Genomic DNA, 16,165 nt, shown 5'->3' on the forward strand with positions numbered 1-16,165 from the left:
CTTTTGTATTTGATACACTATATACAGCGCAAGCGAGTAGATAAAGACGGCAAGCATTGGAATGTTTATTGGATTGATACCAATAATCTAGCTAGTGGGGTGCAGTCATGAGCCAATCAAACGACAGACTATTGCAGATAGCGGACACTTTAGAGCATATCAACGAGCAGCTAATCTTATTATCAATTGATACCGAACATTACGCTATGGCATTGCAAGCCGTGCAGACAAATGACCCCGTATCTCAAGGCGTTATTCAAGCAGTCATAGCTGCATTGTTTAGGGACTCACTGTTTGCCACCGATGCCAGCGAACAGATGGACAGTGTGTTATCCATGCCTGAAATGGAGGTGACGCGCTATGAGTAAAGATAACAAAGACAAGCTAAAAGCCCGTGACAAGGCACACAGACAGCCTAAGCAACGCAAGTATATTAACCGCGCCTTTATCGTTTACATGCTGTTAATGACAATTTTATTTTCATTGTTACTTATACCATCATGCCAGCAAGCCAAAGCGCAAGGGGTAACTTATGAGCAGTGAGGGGGTAATCATGAGTAATACAGACAAAGCAAAGCCCCAAGCTGATGACAAGGGGCTAAGCAATTTACTAGGCATTTCAAAGCAAACTACAGATAAGATTATAGCAAATGATGAAGTATTAACCAGCCTTATAGCACTAGGTCAAGGCGATAAGCTAAGACAGTTTGATGATACTTTTAGTGTAGCAGGTGAATTTATTAACACCGCTGGCAAGGTGGCTATGGTATTAAGCAATAACTTGCACCAGCCAGCCAATATCGGTATTTACACGCCTAACAGTGATAAACCCATAGAGGTAACCGACCCAAGCCAGCCATGCGCTTTTGTTATTGGCAATCTTGACTGGTATGCAGTAAAGAGCCTTGCTGAGGGGATAGATCTATACAGGCAGCTAACAAGCCAAGGGTTAAGCGTTACTATATTGGTGAGTATTAACCCCTTTCACTTTAATAATATGGTCAAGCATTTTGCTGAGGTTAAGCAAGTTATCGTTACTGCTACCATAGATAAAAAAGATGAGCTAACCCAGCCCCTACTAGGGGTAAACGTCAAAGCCATAATCACGACTTTTGACTTGCTGCTATCGTTTGATAATTACCAGACGCTTGATGATATTTTGAGCGACCCTGACACGATCATAAAAGACTTATTAGCGGAGGCATGGGAAAAGCTAGGCGATATTGCAGACCAACACACCAAAGCCACACCCTATCCAGTAGAGGCATGGGGCAAAGATGGGCAAGTACTAAGAGAGGCATTAACGGCTATTATCTATCATGCACAAGTACCGCCAGCAATGGCAGGTCAATGCATGCTAGGGGCTTTAGGTACTATTATTCAGCAATACATTAATGCCCCTTATGCGTTAGGTGATAAGTTTATGCCAGCCTCACTATTTTTACTCACTGAGGCAGAAAGCGGAGGCGGTAAAAGCAGAACGGTAGACTTTACCCATAAAGAGCTATTCAGTTATCAAAATGACAAGCGCAAAGAATACCGAACTTTGCTAGATGAATGGCTTGCGCAAAAAGCCAGCACCCCAAAAAAAGATTTAGAGCTATGGTTACTTGAAAACCCCAAACCTAAGCAAACGATACTTTTGGTTAAGTCTGGCACTATCCAAGGATTTTTAGACAATATGCTGATCGGTAATACCACCGATATAGCATGGTCAACGGCTGAGGCAGCCCTATTTTTAAGTGGTCATAGCTTAACCAGTGACACCGCCAAAAGTAACATTAGCCAGATATGTGACATATGGAGTAGTGGCTCGTTTGATAGGCTGCTATCCCCTCGCTATGACACCATAGAGCAAAACAGCATGAATGGGGTTAGGTTTATCCTAGACTTGCAAGGGCAACCGCCAGTTATCGCACCAGCGTTAAATGATGAGGCTATGAACGGTCAAGGATTGTTACCTCGCTTTTTATTTGCCTTTCCCGACAATATGAACGGTAAAATCGTTTATAACACTGATGAACGGCTAGACGCTAAACCAGAGCAAGACCCAAGATTGCAGGCTTACTGGCAACGATGCAGAACGCTGCTAGACCCCATTGCTGATAGTGTAGATAGAGATAATGAGGGCAATATTATCCGCTTTAATATGCCCTTTAAGGATAGGCAGGCTAGAAAGGCTTTAGCTAATTATCAAACCGATAAAGAAAGCCAGTTATGCAAAGGCAGTAAGCTTGAGAAATACGCAAGCTATGCCAGACGCTTACATGAAAATGCTAGCCGTATCGCCTCAATACTCGCTTACTTTGATGGTAGACGCTTTATAACCGCTGATGATATACATAGAGCCTCACTACTGACTGACTATTCTATAAGCGAGCGCATGCGCTACACTGACAAGCCCCAAGCTGGTGATAATGACGCTCAAAAACTAATCAGCTGGCTAGTGAATTACTGTAATAGACAATCAGTTAAACAGCTTGCTTACTCAACGGCTCAAAGCAAGGTTACCCCTAAGCATTTACGGCAAAAGCATAACTTTGAGTTGATAGCTGAGGTTTTAGAAAGTGAGGGATATATTAAGATCATAACCAATGGCAGGGCTAGAGCCATACAAGTAAGACCTGAATTATTAGAGGCTAGATAAGGGAAAGCGAGGAAAACAGGAAAACGACAGCTAGAACGCTTGCCATGCATACACTAGCTAACTTTCCTAATTATTCACTCACTAGGCAAGTGGGGAAAGTGGACGGCTATATAGCTGCTAACTTTCCTTACTTGCCTTTTTTCATTTATAGGGGAAAACACTATAAGCCATATATACCAAGGCTTTAATAACTTACTTTCCTACTTTCCCCATTTTCCCTTAATAGGGTATTAGCCCTACTGTATATCGATAAAATAAGGATAACAGCTTTCTTTTAGTTTTTACAAAGCTGTATATCTAAATATTTAATAATTTCTAAAATTGGAAAAGCCCATCTTAAGACGGGCTAATATTTTCAAAGTAATAGCGACCAAATAAGTTAAGAAGGTTTAGTTAGAAAGACTCAAACCCATAAGTTATTTTAAACATAAATTCAATATTAACCAAAGTTAGATAAAGAGGAGAATAGTTGAGAAGCAATAAATAGTATAAATAGAAGAAATACGCCCATACCAATGAAATACCACTTCATGACTTTTTTTCCAGTCTTTTTATAGCCTTCTACTCTATCACGCTCTTCAGCTTTTCTTATTAATTCCATTCTGGATAGCTCTTCGTCGCTTAATTTATTGTAATCAACTTTATTACTATTTGACATTAACAACTTTCCTTAAATTATTGAATAACATTGAAAAAATGTTGATTATATATCTATAAACTTATATTGGATATTTTAAATTACTTGTTATAATGAGTTTTTTTAATAATTTAACTAATGATTTAGATGATAGGTAAAGTAGTAATGCCAGCACTTGCCACAACTCACAGCTTAAATAACTATCCCAGACTGAGCATAACTAGCTATCGTGACCAGTTGAGGCGGACAGACAAAGCAAACAAGATTGATCTTAACTACAAATACCGCAATCAGTCTTATAGCTACTCTATTAACCTAGCAAAGACAGCATGCAATTATGGCAATTACCGTTACTGGTGGCTATGCCCGAACTGCAGCAAGCGAGTATCAGTATTATATTGCGCTGGTGCTTACGTCTGCAGACATTGCATAGGGGCAAATTATGGTAGTCAGCTACAGCAACCTCTTGACCGTATATTCAGTCGTGCTGAGGCAATAAGAAAGCGTTTAGGCTGGCAAGCAGGGATAGCACATGGCAACCAAGGCAGACCCAAGCATATGCACTTTACGACCTACTATAAGCTAGTGACAGAGCATGACAGGCTAGTACAAAAGATATGCGGTGCAACCATGCAGATGATTGAGAACAACAAAGGCAGGGCAAGCTATGAGCGATAGAACACGCGATTTTATTACACTAGATAGCATACTTGATGAAATAGAGCAGGTACGGCAAATGGCGTTGAATGATGACGATTATAAGACAGCCTTGTCATGCACCATGAGCAAATCAAAACTGCTAGGCGGTGGGTTAGGATTAGAACGTAGGCAGAAAGATAGAGATGACCCACTAATGAAAATACTATCCATGTGATTAAGAGCAGCAAAAAGATAAGATATGATAGAAAAAAGCAAACTTGCCTAATGATTTAGATAACCCACGAAATATAATTATGCCTACCACTGCAAATACTCATAGCCTGATCGACTATAAACAGATCAGCATAAACAGCTTTAATGATTATATACGCACTAGCCAGCCTAATCATTTAGCCTTTAGCTACAGCCACCGTAATAAGCCATATAGTTATAATGTTGAGCTACTAAAGACACAATGCAATTATGGCGGTTATCGGTATTGGTTCGCTTGTCCTAAGTGTAGCCGGCGTGTAGGTGTGCTTTATTGCGCAGGGCTTTACGTCTGCAGGCATTGTATAGGGGCTAACTATCAAACACAGCTAATGCAGCCATGGCAGCGACCCGATATACGCATACAGGCAATAAGAAAGCGTTTAGGGTGGCGTTATAGTATGTATCAACCCAAACCCAAAGGCATGCACAGAGCTACCCATAAACGGCTATTCATGGAATACATAGAAATAGAGGATAGTTATATCAGTAGAATAGAAATGATTGATAAGTTGGTGAAAGCAAAAAGCAATAGCTAAACTTTTAATTATGCGGACGTATAAAAATTACTTAAGCAGCGGACATTACTAATAAACAGCTCAACAATTACATCGCCCTATGGCTACCAATACTCAAAAATCAAAGCTACTGGCTACCAAAACGGCTACCAAAAAATAATAACGAACTGTTATTAATAATTAAATCAAAAACTTAAGATAATAAAAAAGCACTACCGAAGTAATGCTTTTTTAGATGAAGGTTGGGTTTTTATTGCTTTATTATTTTACGTCTTTCCAAAATTCTTTATTTAACAAATAAACTGGAATGAGTAGTACTAATAAGAATAAAATCACAAAGAAACCAATCACTTGACGGTCATGGCGTACTGGCTCTGCCATCCACGCCATAAAGTTAACCAAGTCACCAACTTCAGATTCAAACTCTTCTTCACTTAAGGTTTCTTGCATATTATGCAACACGTGCGGCATAGCGGCGTTTGCGAGTACTAAGTTGTTCGAGCCCCAAGGACGGCTTGGATCTTCATAGAACGACAGAAGATAAGTATAAACCCAATCATCACCGCGCAGACGCGTTTCAAGTGATAAGTCTGGAGGTGCCGCGCCAAACCATGATGCTTGAACGTCAGGGTCAATCTCAGCATTAATATGGTCACCAATTTCCTCAGTGGTGACCATCAAATACTTTTCAACCAGCTCAGGCGGTATCTCTAAGTCTTTAGCAATGCGCGAATGACGAACATACTTTGCTGAGTGACACCCAGCGCAGTAGTTCATAAAGATTTTCGCACCGTTTTGTAGCGAACCCTTATTGGTAAAATCAATAGGGGCGGTGCTACAAGCTAAGTGTTCAACCACGCCATCAGCATTGGTAAAAGTACCACAACCACCACCTGATGCGCTTGCAGTGCCAGCAGTCAACGTCAGTGCGGCGCCTAAGCCTAGACCAGCTAGGGATTTAATTAGCGTGCTCATTAGTGACCTCCGGTAACGCGTTCTGGTGGCTGTTTACACTTCTCAATAGCTGTGTAGAACGGCATCAATAAGAAAAACAAGAAATACAGGATAGTAAAGATACGTGCCAAAATCGTCGCTGTTGGCGTCGCTGGTGTTGCACCTAAGTAGCCTAATACGATAAAGCTAATAGCAAAGACAGTAAGTGCAATCTTAGACAGAATACCTTTATAGCGTATCGAACGCACAGGAGATCTATCTAGCCATGGAATTAAGAATAGGAAGGCAATCGCACCGCCCATTGCAATAACACCACCAAGCTTATTAGGAACCGCACGTAAGATGGCATAAAAAGGTGTGTAGTACCATACTGGTGCAATATGCGCCGGTGTTTTTAGCGAATTCGCTGCTTCAAAGTTTGGTGGCTCAAGGAAGAAACCGCCGCCCTCTGGGAAGAAGAATACTACTGCAAAGAAACAGATAAAGAAGACCACAATACCAACCATATCGTGCACAGTATAGTATGGATGGAATTCGATACCGTCTAATGGTACGCCATTCTTGTCTTTTAGCTTTTTAATATCGATGCCATCAGGGTTGTTCGAACCAACGTGATGCAGCGCCACTAAATGCATAAACACTAAGCCGACAAGGACGAGTGGAATAGCAACCACATGCAAGGCAAAGAAGCGGTTTAAAGTGATACCTGAGATGATATAGTCACCACGTACCCATTCAGCAAGACCATCGCCAATCACAGGTAGAGCTGCAGGTAAGTTTAGAATAACCTGAGCGCCCCAGAATGACATGTTGCCCCAAGGAAGTAGGTAACCGAAGAAACCTTCTGCCATCAATGCTAGGTAAATACCCATACCGATGAGCCAAATAAGCTCGCGTGGTTTTTGATATGAGCCGTATAGCAAGGCGCGGAACATATGCAAATATACGACGACGAAGAACGCAGATGCACCCGTCGAGTGCATATAACGGATGAGCCAGCCGCCTTTGACATCACGCATGATATATTCAACAGACGCAAATGCCCCTTCGGCACTTGGATTGTACATCATCGTTAGCCAAATACCAGTCACCAATTGGTTGACCAATACCACCATTGATAACACACCAAAGAAGTACCAAAAGTTAAAGTTCTTTGGTGCATAGTACTTTGACATGTGATATTCATAGGTTTCAGTCGCAGGAAAGCGCGCGTCCACCCAATGCATTAATTTTTTACCCATGCTCATATTAAGCCTCCCCAATCGTCAAGATAGTACCATCCATGCTGTACTCTGGGATTGGTAAGTTAAGCGGTGCAGGGACACCACTATAAACACGACCCGATAAATCGTATTTAGAGCCATGACATGGGCAGAAAAATCCACCGTACCAGTCATTACCGCCTAAATCAGCTGCGCCCACATCAGGACGGTAGTTTGGTGCACAGCCTAAATGTGTACAGACGCCTTCTACCACCAGTACCTCTGGTGATAAAGAGCGCTCAGGGTTTTTACAATATTCTGGTTGTAGCGACTCATCTGAATCAGGGTCTGACAATAATGACTTGACTGATTCTAAGGTGGTCAGCATCTCTTCAGTGCGCTTGACCACGAAGATAGGTTTGCCACGATACTTGACGACAATCATCTGTCCTGCTTCGATAGAACCAATATCTTGGGTCACTGCAGCGCCTGCAGCCTCAGCTTTTGCGCTTGGCGTCCAAGAGCGGACAAAAGGTGTCGCCACCGCAGCTACCCCAGCTGCACCAATGACGGCAGTCGAGGCAATAAGAACTCTACGACGTTGTACGTTAACGCCTTCGGCATGGCTCATTAATACTTCCTCCAGGTGAATGAAATGGGATTATCCCACACTGGGTTTGTGGCTTAGAAAAATGACAATTATCAAGCCACGTTAGCTGTGCCTAATTTTGCTAATTGTTGCTATTCTAAGCTATTTCGGTCATAAAATAAATTATTGTGTTAAAAATAAAGCAGCCTTGCGATAGCGCACCTAAGCGTTAAACGAGATAATTAGTCTAAAACTGCTTAATTATCAATATTTAACCGGCTTTAAAATACGCTTTTATATCAACAAGACTATTATGAATAATGACCTTATAATTAATAAGGGTATTCAGCAATAGGGAATGATACTTGAAATCAAGACAATGTTCACTAACTTTCCGCACATTACGCAGTTGTAAGTTGGCGTAGCTATTTATAACCTTTAACCATGTCTAATATAAAGCATGCCTAATATAAAAGTTACAAGTTCATAAATAGCGATACATAGTGTTAACTCTCAAGCGTGTGCCAACGCTCAAGCTTAGTCATCATCTCATCTTCAATGACTAATAAACGCTCGCTAGCAGCAGTAGCGGCTTCCATATCTTTGGTAAACCATGAACCGTCAGCCAGCTTTTCTTCCAGCTCGGTTTGCTCAGCTTCTAACGCAGCGATTTCTTTTGGTAAGTTATCGAGTTCACGCTGTTCATTATAGTTGAGCTTTTTGGCCGCTGTATTAGGCTTTGCGGCGACCATAGCTTTATTGTTAGCTTTGCTACTAGCAGCATTATCGTTAGATGATTTAGCATTCTTAGCTTTCGCTTCTTCTTCACGGTTTTTTTGTATCAAGTATTCTTGATAACCACCGACATATTCTTTGACGATGCCATTATCATTTTCATCCGTGTCAAATACCCAAGTAGAGGTAACGACGTTGTCCATAAATGAGCGGTCATGGCTAATCAGCAGGATAGTACCGTTAAAGCTGGCGACCGATTCTTCTAAAAGCTCCAAGGTGGCCATATCCAAGTCATTGGTTGGCTCATCGAGCACTAGAATATTGGCAGGCTTTAATAGTTGCTTGGCAAGTAGGACGCGGTTGCGCTCACCACCTGATAAGGCTTTGACAGGTGTACGCGCACGCTCTGGGGCAAATAAGAAATCTTGCAAGTAGCTCATAATGTGCGTCTTGCGCCCGCCCACTTCGACGAAGTCAGAACCTTCAGAGACGTTTTGTGCCACGCTGGCTTCTAAGTCCAACTGGTCGCGAAGCTGATCGAAAAAGGCAATTTGTAAATTAGTGCCAAGCTCAACCGTACCTGTTTTGGTGACTTCATCATCAGACATATCGAGTAGGGCTTTAATTAGCGTGGTTTTACCCGCGCCGTTGGGACCTACGATACCGATTTTGTCACCGCGCATAATCATGGTGCTAAAGTTGTCGACTAAGACGTTGCCATCATATTCCAGATGCAGGTTTTTAACTTTACAGACCAGCTTGCCGCTTTTCTCGCCTTCACCCATGGTGATATTGACGTTACCGACTTGCTCGCGGCGGCCTTTGCGCTCTTCGCGTAGGGCTTTTAGCTCGCGGACACGGCCTTCGTTACGGGTACGGCGGGCCTTGATACCTTGGCGAATCCAAACTTCTTCTTGTGCCAATTTTTTATCAAAATTAGCGTTATTCTTTTCTTCAGCGAGTAGCTGCTGCTCTTTTAATTCTTGATAACGCGCATACCCTTTAGCGCCTTGGGTGACGTCATAGCTCGTCAATTGACCACGATCAAGCTCAACGATACGCGTAGCAAGCTTATTGACAAATGCTCTATCGTGCGTCACAAACAATAGCGTAAGACCTTGCCAGTCAAGTAAAAAGCGCTCCAACCATTCGATACTTTCAACGTCTAAATGGTTGGTTGGCTCGTCGAGTAATAGCACATCAGGCTTAGTAACCAGCGCACGTGCAAGTAGTACACGGCGTTTACGACCACCAGAGAGTGAAGACAAATCAGCTTCAGGATCAAGTCCCATAGTCGTAATCAGACGGGTCGCATCACGCTCTAAATCCCAACCATGTACCGCATCGATATCATGTTGCAAGGTTGCCATATGCTCGCAAGCATCCATATCACCATTGGCACACATATCGACTTGCTTATTATAGTTAATGAGCAAATCAGCGGTGTGGCGGCTACCGCCCATCACGATGTCCAAGATACGTCCGCTGGTTTCCGGAACGTCTTGCTCTAACATTGCAACACGCATGCTACTATTTTTGATAATCTCGCCACTATCAGGCTGTAATGAGCCATTAATCAGTTTAAATAAGGTAGATTTGCCTTCGCCATTACGGCCAATCAAACAAACGCGCTCGCCTGCATTAATCGAAAAATCGATGCCATCAAGAATAGGAGCCACGCCAAAGGCCAAGTGAATATCTTTTAAATGTATCAATGCCATAGAATATCTTAAGCTTATATAATAGTGAGGTAGGGGTTGTTGCAAAATTCCTAGCAGTATAACATGCTGCCACCTAACTGTAGTATGCGTAAATGCCTTTATGAACACTATTTTATAAAGTCTGTTTTAAATGGTTAGGTCTGAGATTTCATAAAGAAAATAACCATGCTATCTATATATTGAGAACTATTATTGAGAAAAATATGAATCAACCAAATTTGATAGAAAAAAACGCTTCTAATCAACAAGCTCAGCTGGCAGATAGCCAAGCGGACTTACAAGCACAGGTTATTGAGTTGCAAATGAACCTCTCTCACCTTGAAGTTACCGTCGAGCGGCTTGATGAGGTTATTACGCGCCAAGATAAGGATATCCAAACCTTGCAGCGACAGGTACAGTTTATCTATAAGCAAGTGCAAAGCCAAGATGGAGAGGGCAGTGTGGCGCCATTTGATGTTATGGCGGATAGACCACCACATTATTAACAATAAGATATTTTCAATATAGATAATGAATCATTGCATAGTATTTATCGGATATTTATATGCGAATTTTGGCATAAATATACGGTTCGCTGACTATCCAGTCATATTGCAGAAATAATGTATTTTTGGTTGTTTTCATGTAAAAAACACATTAGTATCCTTCACCTTAGATACTGCCTACCTAACAAAGTTCGGTGTAGCGGTAAAACAATGTGGATGTTTGGAGATACACAATGGGCGCAAATTTCAATCTAAAGACTTTAACAGTAGCTTTGGCTGCTCTTTCTGCAGCTAGTATCGCTGGTGCGGCAGGTCTTGATCGTTCAGGTCAAGATATCACGGCGTTTTTGCAAGATGGCACCTATGCCGAAACGGTTTACACTTATCTAGATGCTGACGTTAGTGGTAAAGACTCTTCAGGTAATAAAATTGATGATATCGCAGAAGATTATGACTTCTTCCGTTATGGTGTAAAAGCTGACATCAATGACACCTTTAGTATTGGTATTTTATATGATGAACCATTTGGTGCTGCAGCTGACTATACTGGTAAAAACGACTTCATCACTAATACTGATGCAGATGCTATTATCCAAGACTTTACAAAAAATCCTAATCTAACCGAAGCGTATGTAGATTCCGTATTAATACCGCAATTGCAAGGGGCTCTTGCTCCAGGTAATCCAGGTGGCTTAACAGCTGAGCAACTACAAGCGGCGCAAGGTCAGCTAATTGGTCTGGAAGCAGCAAAAGGATTGGCAGCAGTTGCAGGCGAAGCGACACAAGTTGAAGTACGTACAGAAAGCATTACTGGTATTCTTGGCGCTAAATTTGGTACTAATAAAGAATTTCAAGTGTACGGCGGTCCCGTTGCTCAACGTGTAAGAGCAGACGTTAAATTACGTGGCGATGCATACAGCTCAGCCAAAGGTTATACTACTCATATTAGTAAAGACCAAGACTATGGTTGGATTGCTGGTATGGCTTATAGTAAGCCAGAAATCGCCTTAAAAGCTGCTTTGACTTATCGTTCGGAAATTAAGCACAATGCGAAAGCATTTGAGAGTTTCCCTTTGGCTACCGCTGCAGGGGCTACCGTAGGTTTGCCTCTATCGACTACCACATATTCTGATATCGAAATCAATACGCCAGAATCAGTTAACTTTGACTTTCAAACAGGTATTAATCCAACAACTTTAGCAACTGCTAAAGTTCGTTGGGTACCTTGGAGCGATTTTGCTATCGTACCGTCGTTATATAATGATGTAAGTAAAGTTTCAACAAAAGATGATAAAGGTCTTGCATTGGTAAGCTACGATAAGGATCAATGGCAAGTGGAATTAGGTCTTGCAAAACGTTTAGCACCGAAGTTTGCGGTTAGCGGTACCGTTGGTTGGGATAGTGGAGCAGGTAACCCTGTCACGTCACTTGGTCCAATCGAAGGCTACTATAGCGTTGGTTTAGGTGGTAAATATGATATCACTGAAAACTGGGCAGTATCTGCTGGCGGTAAATACCTGTGGTTTGGTGATGCAGATGGCCAAATCCCAACCAAACAAGTGGTCAGTAAGTTTGAAGACAATGACGGTTTTGCACTTGGTGCGAAACTCTCTTATCAATCTAAATAGAACTAGAAATTGCTCATATTCCTATAATTGATACCGCATATAAAACGACCTTAATAGGTCGTTTTTTTATCCTTATAATAAAGAGGATGTAATAATAAACACCTTTTCGTAGAAGAATAAAAACTTATGAATCCAGATTTAAGTCTACTTACAATATTAAGGATAAATTAATAATTTTTTACAAAGCAAACTATTGTTTATAAAGGAGATTTACCATTTTGTACTACTCAGTCATTAAAGAAAAATAAAGCGTTTTAATTGTTGTTTTAGCGTTAAAAAGTCATTACTATTCATTTTAGGACATCGTTTACATAATCTTATATTTTGCGTAACAATGCTAAATGTGGATTATTATAATGATTAAACAACGAGGATGTTTGGAGATATATAATGCGCGCTACTTTTCATTTAAAAACCCTTGCTGTAGCGATAGCTACCCTTTCTGTCGCGAGCATGTCTAACGCGGCCGGTCTTGATCGTTCAGGTCAAGATATCACTGCATTCCTACAAGATGGCACTTATGCCGAAGCTGTCTATACTTATATCGACGCCGATGTTAGCGGTTATGATAATCAACGTGTTGCTACTGATGATGCCGGTTATGTTAAAGGTAGAAGTACGGGTGAAGTTGCTGAATCTTATGACTTTTTTCGCTATGGCGTGAAAACCGATATTAATGATACCTTTAGTGTTGGTGTTTTATACGATGAACCTTTTGGCGCAGCAGCAGCTTATAATGGCGATAGTAACTTTGTTGGTGCACCAACTGCAGCGATAGATGGTCTGATTTCTTCGCAATTAGCTGGAAAATTACCGGGTGTTACGACTGCTCAAGGTTTAGATACATACATTAAAGGTGCTCAACAACAGCTCGCAGCTGGTAGAGAACAAATAAAACAGGCTGAAGCGGCCATTGCAGCAAATCCTGCACTTGAAGCGACTTTACGTCCACAAATTGTAGCTGGAAAAGCACAATTTGCAGCTGGTGAAGCACAATTGGCCCCTTTGCAAGGGCTAAATGGTTATGCAGCTAGTCAACTTGCTAATACTGAAGGTACTAAAGTTGAGGTGCGCTCTGAGAATGTCACTGCCATATTGGGTATGAAGGTTGGTGCAAATAAAAACTTTCAAATATATGGCGGTCCAGTTGCTCAGCGTGTACAAGCTGATGTAAAACTACGTGGTAGTGCGTATGGACCTGCGACAGGTTATACTTCACATATTAGCCCTGATCAAGATTATGGCTGGTTAGCAGGTGTCGCTTATAGTAAGCCTGAGATTGCTTTAAAAGCCGCTTTGACATATCGCTCAGAGATTGATCATAGTATGGATATCACTGAAACATATCCACTAGCAGGTCTTTTAGCGGGTAATCCAGCCGCAGCAACTCAAACCAATAATATGGAAATCACCACGCCAAAATCAGTTAACTTTGATTTCCAGACAGGCATTAACCCAACAACTCTAGCTACAGCAAAAGTGCGCTGGGTACCTTGGGGTGATTTCTCAATCGTACCGCCATTATATAATGCTGTAAGTAAGAACAACCCTGCATACGGTCCAGATGGTTTAGCACTAGTAGAATATAGTGATGACCAGTGGCAGGTAGAGCTTGGTCTTGCTAAACGTATCATGCCTGCTTTAGCAGTGAGCGGTACCGTAGGTTGGGATAGTGGGTCAGGCGATCCAACGACATCATTAGGTCCGATTGATGGCTATTATAGTGTGGGTTTAGGTGCTAAGTATAATGTCACCCCTGAGTGGGCTGTATCAGCCGGTGGTAAGTACTTATGGTTCGGTGATGCGAAAGGTCAATTACCAACACAACAAATCGTCGGTGATTTTCAAGACAATGATGGATATATTGTTGGTGTGAAATTGTCTTACCAAGGTAAGTAATAATATTACTCTATTGGTAATATAAAAGATGAGTGTTTATAAAAAAGCAGCCCTAGAGGCTGCTTTTTTATAACTAATTTTCCATGGAGACTCATTAATTAAGAGAATTTACTATTGTAAAATTATATATGAATAAAACACTAAGTATATTTTTGAGACTTATTCTGTAAACTTTCGCTTATTCCTAAATAATCTTAAAAGAGTGTTGCTATCGCGCTAAACTTTAATTATGATACTTAAGTCGGTTACCTTAACTTACATAGCGGTAATGTCTGATAATAAGGAAATGTAAAATCGAGTAAGCGGTTGTCACATTCACTCATTTGTTTTTTAGGTCGTTTGGCAAAGGATTGCACAGCATAAGCTTTGATTACTTATACAGGTTGCCTAAGTAATCCAGCTATTTGCCAGTTATTTTATTCATGGAGGATGTTAAGTGTCTCAAAAATTTCCTATCTCTAAGCTTGCTTTAGCTTTGTTTGCCTTATCTGCTGGCTCGCTTACGCAAGCGGCTGGTCTTGATCGTTCAGGTCAAGATATCAAAGGTTTCTTTAATCCTGGTACCTATGCAGAAGTTGATTTTGCTTATATCGATACCGATGTGTCTGCTCATGATAATGCTGGTGCTATCGTCACTCCAACTGGAGAGATTCGTAATGGTATTACTTCCACCGAAGCTGCATACGAAAAAGGCGTATCAACCGGAAATGCTACTCCAGATTCCTATAGCTTTATGCGTTACGGTGTCAAAACTGATATCAACGATAATATCAGTATTGGTGTATTCTACGACGAACCCTTTGGTGCAGAAGTAGAGTACTCAGGTGATAGTACGTTTGTATCTAAAGCAGGCAAACAAACGATCGCTGATTCGTCTACTGGCACTTCTGTTCCAAATGAATTGATTAACTCCTCAGTTTTAGATCCTGACTATAATAAAAACACCAATGTAAGTGTTCATACAGAAACTTGGACCGGTTTATTGGGCTTTAAATCTAATGGGTTTCAAGTATATGGTGGTCCCGTTATGCAAAAAGCTAAAGCCGATGTGCATCTACGCGGTCAAGCTTATGGACCACTAACTGGTTATGATGCGAATGTTAATGCAGATACGGACTACGGTTGGGTAGCAGGTCTTGCTTATAGTAAACCTGAGATCGCCTTAAAAGCCGCATTAACTTATCGCTCTGAGATTGAGCATAAAACTGATATAGGCGAAAGAGTACCTTTGCTAGGCTCACCTCTAAAAGGTGTCGCACTAGGTAAGCTTGGAATTGATCCGAACTCTGAGCTTGGTAGGTCTATTGGTGAATATGCGAACACTGAGGCTACTGTTACTACGCCTGAATCAGTGAACTTAAATATTGAAACGGGTCTTAGTGCAAAGTATCAACTATTAGGTACCTTAGATGTACGTTGGGTACCTTGGAGTGATTTTACTATTGTACCGCCACTTTATAATGCCTACTCTAAAGCTGCAGCGCCAGAAGGGCTTCCGTTATTATCTTACGAAAAAGACCAATGGAAAGTTGATGTTGGTTTAGCCAAACGTTTTAATGAAAAGCTGGCTGGCTCAGTTGTTGTTGGTTATGATTCTGGTGCAGGTGACCCTGTAAGCTCACTGGGCACTATCGAAGGTTTTTATAGTATCGGTGGCGGTGTCAAATATAACGTGACACCTGAATGGGCAGTATCGGTTGGTGGCAAATATCTTAAGTTTGGTGACGCCACAGGACAATTACCTAATGGTAGTATCGTTAGTAAAGCTGAAGACAATGATGGTTACATCGCTGGTGTAAAGCTTTCTTATCAGAGTCAATAACTTACTGTAATAAATATCATATTGGATAGAATTAAAAAGCTTATCTAAGAAACTGGATAAGCTTTTTGAAATTTGAAAGTAAGTAGTGAAATTAATTTTTTACTACTATGCAAAGAAATATCATCTAAATATTCATGGAGGAATAAGAATGTTTTCTAATAATCATTCAAGTATTAATAAATCGTCGTTAAAACCTTTAAATACCACTCTAAAAGCTAGCGTAGTATTGATTACCGCCATTATGTTATCTGCTTGTGGAAGTGATAATAATAATTCATATAATCTTGGCGATATATTTGACGGTAGTCCTACTACGCCAACACCAACACCAACACCAACGCCTGAGCCTACGCCAACACTAACACCAACACCAACGCCTGAGCCAACGCCTGAGCCAACGCCTGAGCCAACGCCAACGC

The 16,165-nt window shown here is 41.2% G+C and carries 13 protein-coding genes; 8 read left to right on the forward strand and 5 right to left on the reverse strand.

All coding sequences use genetic code 11. The features are described from left to right. The first annotated feature begins 107 nt into the window (after positions 1-107). Genes B2866_RS01875 through B2866_RS01885 form a run of 3 tightly spaced genes read left to right on the forward strand, consistent with a single transcriptional unit; the run spans position 108 to position 2,647 of the window. Complete coding sequence (locus B2866_RS01875; protein ID WP_296190116.1) at positions 108-368, forward strand: hypothetical protein; 261 nt, start codon at positions 108-110, stop codon at positions 366-368. Then, positions 361-543, forward strand: a complete 183-nt coding sequence (locus B2866_RS01880; RefSeq protein WP_296190119.1) for a hypothetical protein — start codon at positions 361-363, stop codon at positions 541-543. Before B2866_RS01875 ends, B2866_RS01880 begins: the two co-directional genes overlap by 8 nt. A 10-nt stretch (positions 544-553) precedes the next feature. Next, the gene (locus tag B2866_RS01885; RefSeq protein ID WP_296190120.1) at positions 554-2,647 is read left to right on the forward strand and encodes a DUF3987 domain-containing protein; all 2,094 of its coding nucleotides are present in this window, start codon (positions 554-556) and stop codon (positions 2,645-2,647) included. A 439-nt stretch (positions 2,648-3,086) separates the two neighbouring features. Here the strand turns inward: B2866_RS01885 and B2866_RS01890 are convergent, their stop codons facing one another. From B2866_RS01890 to B2866_RS01910, 5 genes are all read right to left on the reverse strand, one after another. Continuing rightward, entirely contained in the window at positions 3,087-3,305 is a 219-nt protein-coding gene (locus B2866_RS01890; protein ID WP_296190123.1) for a hypothetical protein, read from the reverse strand. A 1,667-nt stretch (positions 3,306-4,972) separates the two neighbouring features. Further along, complete coding sequence (locus tag B2866_RS01895; protein ID WP_296190125.1) at positions 4,973-5,686, reverse strand: cytochrome c1; 714 nt, start codon at positions 5,684-5,686, stop codon at positions 4,973-4,975. Further along, positions 5,686-6,906 carry a cytochrome b gene (locus tag B2866_RS01900; protein WP_409520901.1) on the reverse strand — a complete coding sequence of 407 codons (1,221 nt, stop codon included), beginning with the start codon at positions 6,904-6,906 and terminating at the stop codon, positions 5,686-5,688. The genes B2866_RS01895 and B2866_RS01900 overlap by 1 nt, the downstream gene beginning before the upstream one ends. Before the next feature lie 7 nt (positions 6,907-6,913). Further along, on the reverse strand, positions 6,914-7,498 hold the full coding sequence (gene petA, locus B2866_RS01905; RefSeq protein ID WP_191692517.1) for a ubiquinol-cytochrome c reductase iron-sulfur subunit: 585 nt from the start codon (positions 7,496-7,498) through the stop codon (positions 6,914-6,916). 464 nt (positions 7,499-7,962) lie between these two features. Continuing rightward, complete coding sequence (locus B2866_RS01910) at positions 7,963-9,912, reverse strand: ATP-binding cassette domain-containing protein (protein WP_296190129.1); 1,950 nt, start codon at positions 9,910-9,912, stop codon at positions 7,963-7,965. Positions 9,913-10,115: 203 nt separating this feature from the next. Between B2866_RS01910 and B2866_RS01915 the strand changes: the two genes are divergently transcribed. The 5 genes from B2866_RS01915 to B2866_RS01935 all read left to right on the forward strand — a co-directional run. Beyond that, on the forward strand, positions 10,116-10,397 hold the full coding sequence (locus tag B2866_RS01915; RefSeq protein WP_296190132.1) for a SlyX family protein: 282 nt from the start codon (positions 10,116-10,118) through the stop codon (positions 10,395-10,397). Between the two features lie 233 nt (positions 10,398-10,630). Then, a complete protein-coding gene (locus B2866_RS01920) occupies positions 10,631-12,025 on the forward strand; it encodes an outer membrane protein transport protein (RefSeq protein ID WP_296190134.1) in 1,395 nt (464 codons plus the stop codon). A 390-nt stretch (positions 12,026-12,415) separates the two neighbouring features. Then, on the forward strand, positions 12,416-13,924 hold the full coding sequence (locus B2866_RS01925) for an outer membrane protein transport protein (protein ID WP_296190137.1): 1,509 nt from the start codon (positions 12,416-12,418) through the stop codon (positions 13,922-13,924). 436 nt (positions 13,925-14,360) lie between these two features. Then, positions 14,361-15,746: a hypothetical protein gene (locus B2866_RS01930; RefSeq protein WP_296190138.1), complete on the forward strand. Its 1,386-nt coding sequence runs from the start codon at positions 14,361-14,363 to the stop codon at positions 15,744-15,746. 148 nt (positions 15,747-15,894) lie between these two features. After that, on the forward strand, positions 15,895-16,165 hold a 271-nt coding region (locus tag B2866_RS01935; RefSeq protein ID WP_414706760.1), incomplete at its 3' end, for a hypothetical protein.

The organism is Psychrobacter sp. UBA3483 (assembly GCF_002377905.1).
Lineage (GTDB): Bacteria > Pseudomonadota > Gammaproteobacteria > Pseudomonadales > Moraxellaceae > Psychrobacter.